The following is a 6,136-nucleotide window of genomic DNA, read 5'->3' on the forward strand; positions in this document are numbered from 1 at the left end:
GACTACGTTGAGGTGAAGAGATGCCGTTGACCCCCGAGGACGTGCGGAACAAGCAGTTCACGACCGTCCGCCTCCGAGAAGGCTATGACGAGGACGAGGTCGATGCCTTCCTCGACGAGGTCGAAGCCGAGCTGACCCGTCTCCTCCGGGAGAACGAGGACCTGCGCGCCAAGCTGGCCGCGGCGACGCGTGCCGCCGCCCAGAACCAGCAGAACATGCGCAAGCCCCCGGAGGACCAGCAGCCGCCGCAGCACCAGCAGCAGGGCATGCGAGGTCCCGGCGCTCCCGTCCCCGCCGGGATATCGGGCCCGCCGCAGCAGCAGATGGGCGGCCCCATGGGTGGCCCGCCCCAGCTGCCGAGCGGTGCCCCGCAGCTGCCGGCCGGTCCCGGCGGCCAGGGTCCCCAGGGCCCCGGCCCGATGGGCCAGGGTCCGATGGGCCAGGGTCCGATGGGCCAGGGCCCGATGCAGGGTCAGATGCAGGGTCCGATGGGCCAGGGTCCGATGGGCCAGGGCCCGATGCAGGGTCAGATGGGTCCCGGACCGATGGGCGGCCCCATGGGCGGTCCCGGCCCGATGGGTCAGGGTCCCGGTGGCGACAGCGCGGCCCGCGTCCTGTCGCTGGCCCAGCAGACCGCCGACCAGGCGATCGCCGAGGCCCGGTCCGAGGCCAACAAGATCGTCGGCGAGGCCCGCAGCCGTGCCGAGGGTCTGGAGCGGGACGCCCGCGCCAAGGCCGACGCGCTGGAGCGGGACGCGCAGGAGAAGCACCGCGTCGCGATGGGCTCCCTGGAGTCCGCCCGCGCCACGCTGGAGCGCAAGGTCGAGGACCTGCGCGGCTTCGAGCGCGAGTACCGCACGCGGCTGAAGTCCTACCTGGAGTCGCAGCTGCGCCAGCTGGAGACGCAGGCGGACGACTCCCTGGCCCCGCCGCGCACCCCGGCGACCGCGTCGCTGCCGCCGTCCCCGGCGCCCTCCATGGCCCCGGCCGGCGCGAGCGCCCCGTCGTACGGCGGCGGCAACCAGCAGATGGGCGGTGCGCCCGGCCCGTCCGGTCCGTCCTACGGCGGTCAGCAGCAGATGTCCCCGGCGATGACCCAGCCGATGGCGCCGGTGCGCCCGCAGGGCCCCTCGCCGATGGGTCAGGCCCCCTCGCCGATGCGCGGGTTCCTGATCGACGAGGACGACAACTGACAGTGGGCGGTACGGCGTAGCCGTCGGCGGCGTTCATAGGGCGGGGCCCCGGACTCTGGTCCGGGGCCCCGCCCTGTTCGTCCGTGGTGCCCGGCGGCGCCCGCCGGGGGCAGGTGACCGGCCGCGTGGCCCCGCCGAGCGGCCACCCCACCCCGCCGCGGCCGCATACGCCGCGGGGGTCTCCACGGCACCGGTAGCAGCGGATCGTCCGCCCCCGGCGTCTTCCTCCCCTCGCCCGCCCTGTCAACGAAGAGGGCCCGGCTCCCCTGATCGGCGGAGCCGGGCCCTCTGTGTCGCCGACGCCGGCTGACGTCCACGTCAACCCCGACGCCGGCGACTACGCCTTGCGCAGCCGGAAGGTCAGCGACAGGCCCTCGTCCGTGAAGGGCTCGCCGTAGCCGGCCCCGGCCTCGCCCTGGCCGAAGTCCGTGGCGAGGACCTCCTCGGCGATGAGGCCGGCGTGCTCGGTCAGGGCCGTCAGGACCGCCGGGTCCGTGGACGTCCAGCGCAGCGCGATGCGGTCGGCGACGTCGAGGCCGCTGTTCTTGCGGGCCTCCTGGATCAGGCGGATCGCGTCGCGGGCCAGGCCCGCCCGGCGCAGTTCCTCCGTGATCTCCAGGTCCAGCGCCACCGTCGCGCCCGCGTCGGAGGCCACCGACCAGCCCTCGCGCGGGGTCTCCGTGATGATCACCTCGTCGGGCGCGAGGGAGACGGTCTCACCGTCCACCTCCACCGACGCCGTGCCCTCGCGCAGCGCCAGGGACAGCGCGGCCGCGTCCGCGTTCGCGATCGCCTTCGCCACGTCCTGGACCCGCTTGCCGAACCGCTTGCCCAGCGCCCGGAAGTTGGCCTTGGCGGTGGTGTCCACCAGGGAGCCGCCGACCTCGCTGAGCGAGGCCAGCGACGTCACGTTCAGCTCCTCGGTGATCTGCGCGCGCAGCTCCTCGTCCAGGGACCCGAAGCCGGCGGCGGCCACCAGGGCGCGGGAGAGCGGCTGGCGCGTCTTGACGCCCGACTCCGCGCGGGTGGCACGGCCCAGCTCCACCAGCCGGCGGACCAGCACCATCTGCCGCGACAGCTCCGGGTCGATCGCGGACAGGTCCGCCTCCGGCCAGGTGGCCAGGTGCACCGACTCCGGGGCGCCCGGGGTCACCGGCACGACGAGGTCCTGCCAGACCCGCTCGGTGATGAACGGGGTGATCGGCGCCATCAGCCGGGTCACCGTCTCCAGGACCTCGTGCAGCGTGCGCAGCGCCGCCTTGTCGCCCTGCCAGAAGCGGCGGCGGGAGCGGCGGACGTACCAGTTGGACAGGTCGTCGACGAACGCCGACAGCAGCTTGCCGGCGCGCTGGGTGTCGTAGCCCTCCAGCGCCTGCGTCACCTGGTCGGTCAGCGCGTGCAGCTCGCTGAGCAGCCAGCGGTCCAGCAGCGGGCGGTCCGCCGGGGCCGGGTCCGCCTCCGAGGGCGCCCACCCGGACGTCCGGGCGTACAGGGCCTGGAAGGCGACGGTGTTCCAGTAGGTGAGGAGCGTCTTGCGGACGACCTCCTGGATGGTGCCGTGGCCGACGCGGCGGGCCGCCCAGGGGGAGCCGCCGGCCGCCATGAACCAGCGGACCGCGTCCGCGCCGTGCTGGTCCATCAGCGGGATCGGCTGGAGGATGTTGCCCAGGTGCTTGGACATCTTCCGGCCGTCCTCGGCGAGGATGTGGCCCAGGCACACCACGTTCTCGTAGGACGACTTGTCGAAGACGAGCGTGCCGACCGCCATCAGCGTGTAGAACCAGCCGCGGGTCTGGTCGATGGCCTCGCAGATGAACTGCGCCGGGTAGCGGGCCTCGAACAGCTCCTTGTTCTTGTAGGGGTAGCCCCACTGGGCGAACGGCATGGAGCCCGAGTCGTACCAGGCGTCGATGACCTCGGGCACCCGCGTGGCCGTCGCGCCACAGCCCTCGTGCGGGCAGGCGAAGGTGACCTCGTCGATGTACGGGCGGTGCGGGTCGAGGCCGGACTGGTCGGTGCCGGTCAGCTCGGTCAGCTCGGCCAGCGAGCCGACGCAGGTGAGGTGGTCCTCGGCGCAGCGCCAGATCGGCAGCGGGGTGCCCCAGTAGCGGTTGCGGGACAGCGCCCAGTCGATGTTGTTGTTCAGCCAGTCGCCGTAACGGCCGTGCTTGACCGTGTCCGGGTACCAGTTGGTGCCCTCGTTCTCCTGAAGCAGGCGGTCCTTGACGGCCGTGGTGCGGATGTACCAGGAGGGCTGCGCGTAGTAGAGCAGCGCGGTGTGGCAGCGCCAGCAGTGGGGGTAGCTGTGCTCGTAGGGCAGGTGCCGGAACAGCAGACCACGGCCGGCGAGGTCCTCGGTCAGCTGCTCGTCGGCCTTCTTGAAGAAGACGCCGCCGACCAGCGGCAGGTCCTCCTCGAAGGTGCCGTCCGGGCGCACGGGGTTGACCACCGGCAGCCCGTAGGAGCGGCAGACCTTCAGGTCCTCCTCACCGAAGGCGGGGGACTGGTGGACCAGACCCGTGCCGTCCTCGGTCGTGACGTACTCCGCGTTGACGACGAAGTGCGCCTCGGTGCCCTCCGGGAAGGCCACCAGCTCGAACGGGCGCCGGTAGGTCCAGCGCTCCATCTCGGCGCCGGTGAAGGTCTGCCCGGTCGGCTCCCAGCCCTCGCCCAGGGCCTTGCCGACGAGCGGCTCGGCCACGACCAGCTTCTCCTCGCCGTCGGTCGCGACGACGTAGGTGACGTCCGGGTGCGCGGCGACCGCGGTGTTCGACACGAGCGTCCACGGGGTCGTCGTCCACACCAGCAGCGACGCCTCGCCGGCGAGCGGGCCGGAGGTGAGGGGGAAGCGGACGTACACCGACGGGTCGACGACCGTCTCGTAGCCCTGCGCCAGTTCGTGGTCCGACAGCCCGGTGCCGCAGCGCGGGCACCAGGGGGCGACGCGGTGGTCCTGGACCAGCAGCCCCTTGTTGAAGATCTCCTTCAGCGACCACCAGACCGACTGGACGTAGTCGGGGTCCATCGTCCGGTAGGCGTCGTCCAGGTCGACCCAGTAGCCCATGCGGGTGGTCAGCTCGGAGAACGCGTCGGTGTGCCGGGTCACGGACTCGCGGCACTTGGCGTTGAACTCGGCGATGCCGTACGCCTCGATGTCCTGCTTGCCGCTGAAGCCGAGCTCCTTCTCCACCGCCAGCTCCACGGGGAGGCCGTGGCAGTCCCAGCCGGCCTTGCGGCCCACGTGGTAGCCGCGCATGGTGCGGAAGCGGGGGAAGACGTCCTTGAAGACACGGGCCTCGATGTGGTGGGCGCCCGGCATGCCGTTGGCGGTGGGCGGTCCCTCGTAGAACACCCACTCGGGGCGGCCCTCGGACTGCTCCAGGCTCTTGGCGAAGATCTTCTGCTCGCGCCAGAAGTCGAGCACCCCGTGCTCGAGGGCGGGCAGGTCGACCTGGGCGGGCACCTGGCGGTACTGCGGCTGCGTACTCAACGACCTTCCTCCAACGGACGTACTGCCTTCCGTCGGAGGGACGAGACCTGCGCCGTGTGCGGCGCGCTCCCGCGGTACCACCCTCCTTGGCCCCCGGCGCGTACGCACCGGTGAGCCCCCTCATTGGGATCGCGATGCCGGTTCTACTGACCCTCGGCGGGTGTTCCTCCGGCGGCTCCGGGGTGATCTTCACGCCGCGCTCGCCCCCGGGCTCACACCGTCCCCGGGTCGCTCTGGGCTGCCTACGCCGCTACTCGTCCCCATCCACGCTTTTCGCTCCGCCCAGTGTACGGCGCCGCGCGGACAGCGGCCGACCGGTTTCCGCAGCCGGCGGCGCGGGCCGCCCGGTGACCCGAATGGCGAGGTCGGCGGTGGCGGATCCCGAGCCGCGTGCCGCGGCGGAATACCCGGCGAAGAGCTGGGCACAACGCATGCATGCCGGCCGCGTGGGGCGCGCGCGGCGGGCCGATCCGGCGGCGTGCCCCGTTGCCGCGGGACTTCAAGTCGATTTATCGTCCCAGCACGATACGCGAAAAAGATCACAATATGTGAAGGGGCCGTGCCATGGTGGCGAAGAAGACCGCCGAGCATTCGGCGACCGGCAGGTCCGCGAAGGACTCCGGCGGCGCGGCCGAGGACACGAGGGGGAAGACCGGCGCCCGGGTCGACGGAGCCGAGAGCGGGACCGGGGCAGCGGCGAAGAGGACCACCGGCGTGACGGCCGGGACCGGCGCCGCGCCCCCGGCCAGGAAGAACACCGCCCGGAAGGCGGGCAGGAAGACCACCGCGGACGCGGTCGGGAAGAAGGCGGGCGCGGCACGGGCCGCGAAGCAGACGGGAGCCACGACAGTGGGCGCGAAGAAGACCCCTGGCACGGTCACGGCCGAGCAGTCCGCCGTCCCCAAGGCGCGGGGCGACGCCGCGGAACCGGGCGACCTCGCGGTCCGCCCGGGCGAGGACCCCTGGACCGCGGACGAGGTCGAGGAGGCCCGCGCCGGACTCCAGTCCGAGATGGAGCGCCTGGACGCGGAGATCACCACGGCGGAGCAGTCGCTCGCCGGCCTGATGCGGGACTCGGGGGACGGCGCCGGCGACGACCAGGCCGACACGGGCACCAAGAACATCACCCGCGAGCACGAGATGGCCCTCACCGCCAACGCGCGCGAGATGCTCACCCAGACCGAACGCGCACTGGACCGGCTGGCCACGGGCACGTACGGCCTGTGCGAAACCTGCGGCAAGCCCATCGGCAAGGCCCGTATGCAGGCCTTCCCCCGCGCCACGCTGTGCGTGGAGTGCAAGCAGAAACAGGAACGCCGCTGAACCCCGCAGCGGCCCACGGACGGAAGGGGCCGTGTCGGGGGGTGCCCGCCCGCAGCGGCCGGCGCTGAGAAACTCACGCCGGCCCCAGGACGGACGTCCCCGAGTCACCGCGCGCGGGCACGCACGTACC

3 protein-coding genes are annotated in these 6,136 nt (G+C 72.7%); 2 read left to right on the forward strand and 1 reads right to left on the reverse strand.

Annotated features, from left to right (window positions below; all coding sequences use genetic code 11):
- The first annotated feature begins 20 nt into the window (after nt 1-20).
- On the forward strand, nt 21-1,193 hold the full coding sequence (locus ABZ920_RS05225) for a DivIVA domain-containing protein (RefSeq protein ID WP_361498977.1): 1,173 nt from the start codon (nt 21-23) through the stop codon (nt 1,191-1,193).
- Between the two features lie 337 nt (nt 1,194-1,530).
- Here ABZ920_RS05225 and ileS read toward each other — a convergent pair whose 3' ends face one another.
- The gene (gene ileS / locus ABZ920_RS05230) at nt 1,531-4,683 is read right to left on the reverse strand and encodes an isoleucine--tRNA ligase (RefSeq protein WP_361498979.1); all 3,153 of its coding nucleotides are present in this window, start codon (nt 4,681-4,683) and stop codon (nt 1,531-1,533) included.
- A gap of 564 nt (nt 4,684-5,247) precedes the next feature.
- On the opposite strand from ileS, the gene ABZ920_RS05235 reads away from it, so the two are divergent.
- Nucleotides 5,248-6,006, forward strand: coding sequence for a TraR/DksA family transcriptional regulator (locus ABZ920_RS05235; protein WP_361498981.1), 759 nt, complete (start codon nt 5,248-5,250; stop codon nt 6,004-6,006).
- Nucleotides 6,007-6,136: the final 130 nt, after the last annotated feature.

The organism is Streptomyces sp. NPDC046831, from assembly GCF_040645305.1.
Lineage (GTDB): Bacteria > Actinomycetota > Actinomycetes > Streptomycetales > Streptomycetaceae > Streptomyces.

What these genes read in the sequence shown, in the direction of transcription:
- ABZ920_RS05235 (WP_361498981.1), top strand. Translation starts at nt 5,248, where the DNA reads ATGGTGGCGAAGAAGACCGCCGAGCATTCGGCGACCGGCAGGTCCGCG.
- ABZ920_RS05225 (WP_361498977.1), top strand. Translation starts at nt 21, where the DNA reads ATGCCGTTGACCCCCGAGGACGTGCGGAACAAGCAGTTCACGACCGTC.